The sequence below is a fragment of the Streptomyces sp. genome, assembly GCF_031178505.1.
Taxonomy (GTDB): domain Bacteria; phylum Actinomycetota; class Actinomycetes; order Streptomycetales; family Streptomycetaceae; genus Streptomyces; species Streptomyces gulbargensis.
This window is the reverse complement of sequence record NZ_JAPSIW010000896.1, coordinates 1-2513: the sequence shown is the minus strand read 5'-3', so window position 1 is coordinate 2513 and position 2513 is coordinate 1. Positions and strand designations below refer to the sequence as shown.

3 protein-coding genes are annotated in these 2513 nt (G+C 72.1%); 2 read left to right on the top strand and 1 reads right to left on the bottom strand.

Features of this window, described 5'->3' with window-relative positions:
- On the bottom strand, positions 1-692 hold a 692-nt coding region (locus tag RIF68_RS34130), incomplete at its 3' end, for an SAM-dependent methyltransferase (protein ID WP_309055348.1).
- 718 nt (positions 693-1410) lie between these two features.
- Between RIF68_RS34130 and RIF68_RS34125 the strand changes: the two genes are divergently transcribed.
- Both RIF68_RS34125 and RIF68_RS34120 read left to right on the top strand, forming a co-directional pair.
- A complete protein-coding gene (locus RIF68_RS34125) occupies positions 1411-1809 on the top strand; it encodes a hypothetical protein (protein ID WP_309055347.1) in 399 nt (132 codons plus the stop codon).
- Between the two features lie 112 nt (positions 1810-1921).
- The coding region (locus RIF68_RS34120; RefSeq protein ID WP_309055346.1) for a hypothetical protein at positions 1922-2513 on the top strand (592 nt) is incomplete at its 3' end.

Below are 2513 nucleotides of genomic sequence, written 5' to 3'. Positions count from 1 at the left end.
TCGAAGAAGCGGGTGATCTCGGGCCCGGAGCGCATGACGAGCGGGTTGCGGATGTTCCGGTAGACGCCGACGGTGCCGCTCGCCTGCTCCTCGGTGAGCGGGATGCCCTCGTAGGAGGCGTGGGTGAGCACGACGAGGCTGCCGGGGGCGAGGGCGTCGATCAGTTCGGCGACGGCCTCCCGCGGCCGGTCCTCGTCCTCCAGGAAGTGCAGGACGGCGACGAGGAGGAGGGCGACGGGCCGGTCCAGGTCGAGAAGCCGTTCCACCTCGGGGCTGTTCAGGATGTCGGCCGGCTTGCGCAGGTCGGCGGCGACGACGGCGGCGCGCTCGTCGCCCTCCAGGACGGCGCGGCTGTGGGCCACGGCGACCGGGTCGTGGTCGACGTAGACGACGTGGGCGCCGGGATGGGCGGCCTGGGCGACCTCGTGCACGTTGCCGAAGGTGGGTATGCCGGAGCCGATGTCCAGGAACTGGGTGACGCCGTTGTCGACGGCGTGGCGGACGGCCCGGCGCATGAACGCGCGGTTCGCCTGCATGATCTTGGGCAGGCCCGGCATGAACTCCATGGCCTTGCGGGCCGCTTCCCGGTCGACCTCGAAATTGTGCGAGCCGCCCAGATAGAAGTCGTACATGCGGGACACGCTCGGCACCGAGATATCGATACCGGGCGGGGCCCAGGCGGGACGCTCCATCAATGTCTCCAACAGTCGCCATGGGGGACGCGGCCAGGTGTTCGCGGCCGGTGTTCGAGGTGAGGCTACTGATCGCCCGCCGGGAGAGCGAGTAGAAACGGAAATTCGCGGTCCGTTCTTGGTCACACGCCATTGGCACGTGCTCGCGGAGCGGACAGTTCACGCCTTCAGCCCGTGCATTTTCACGTGCATCTGACCGTGCGTCGGCTGGAAGAAGTGGGTCACGCGGCCCTCGCCGGACCTCAAGAGCCCACCCTCGCTCGGATGTTCGGGTGATGGTCCGGAGCGTCGGCCGTCCCACCCCGGCGGCACGTTCTCGCGAGCCCGGGGCGACAACCGGCCAGTTCTCCGGAAAGGCGCGGGAGGGGCGGGAGTCGGCCATCATCGGCCATGAAACGGAAGGAATCCATCCGCATTATGGCCGGTCAGGCGCCGGAGAGCGCAAAACCGCCACCGGGACGCCGATTCGTCAAAGCGACGCCTCTCAGGATGCCCTCCATCCGGCGAATCCACAGCGTTTCCGCCCCCGCGAGGGGACGGATGTGATCAAGCTCGTCGGCGTGTCTCTGTACGGATCACTTCTCGCGCGGCCGTTGGCGGCCGCCGCCCTGGTGTGGCTGCTGGCCGCACCGGTACCGGCCGCCGCCGACTCCTGCGCCTCCGCCATCACCGGCCCCGGCGGTTCGCACACGCCGGTGGCGACCGCCGGCCGGGGGCCGTGCTCGCCCACCCCGCCGCCGTCTCCGCCTCCCCCGCCCGCCACCACCGCCCCACCGGCCCCGACTCCGACTCCGACGGCGACTCCGCACCCCCCGCCCCCACCGCGGCCCACGCCGGTACCGCCGCCTCCCGTACGGACGACCCCCGCACCGGCTCCGGCCCCCACCGCGGCCCCCGGCCCCGTGCCGCCGCCGGCGTCGAGTCCGGCGCTCCCGCCGGTGCCCGCCTCACCGGCGGCGCCCACCGTCCCCGTACCGCCCGCGCGGACGTCCCCGCCCCGGCCCGCTCCGGCGGCGCCCGCTCCGGCGCCCTCCGCACAGCCCCGCCCACCCGCCGCGGGCCCCGTGGCACTGCCCCGATACCGCCGCACCGCCCGTCCCCGGCCCGCCGGGGGTAACTCCGTCGTCACCACGACGTTGATGATCATCGCCCCCGCCGTTCTCGCGACCGCGATCCTGCGTCCGCGGTCCCGGTGAGCCCGGCCCCTTCCCACCGCACCGGAGTTGCCCATGTCCGAATGGCTCGTTCTCACCCTGGCGATGGCCGCGGCCTGTGCCGTCGTCCTCACCATCGTCGTCATCAACAACCGCCGGATCCCGGAGGACGACGACCCCAGCGAGACCCCTGACGTCATCGAGTACATGACGATGATGATCGGTGTGATCTACGCGATCGTCCTCGGTCTCGCCATCGCCGGCGTCTGGGAGGCGCGGAGCGCCGCCCAGGAGACCGTGCGGCAGGAGGCGCAGGCGCTGCACGAGATCTCGGCGCGCGCCGAGGTGTATCCGCAGGCCGTCCGGGACCGGATCCGCGCCGATGTGAACGCGTACGTCTCCTTCGTCGTCGACGAGGAGTGGGCGCACATGTCCGACCACGGGGAGCTCAGTGACGAGGGAACCGCACTCCTGGAGCGGGTGCGCCGCAGCGTCACCGACTACCGGCCGGCCGACGACTTCGAGGGCCAGGCCTACCAACCGCTGGTGGACCAGGTGTCGGTGGTCGACGACGCCCGGGGCGCCCGGGGCGACAGTGCCGGGGCGACGATGCCGGGAGTGGTCTGGTTCGGCCTGATCATCGGCGCCCTGGTGACGGTGGGCCTGA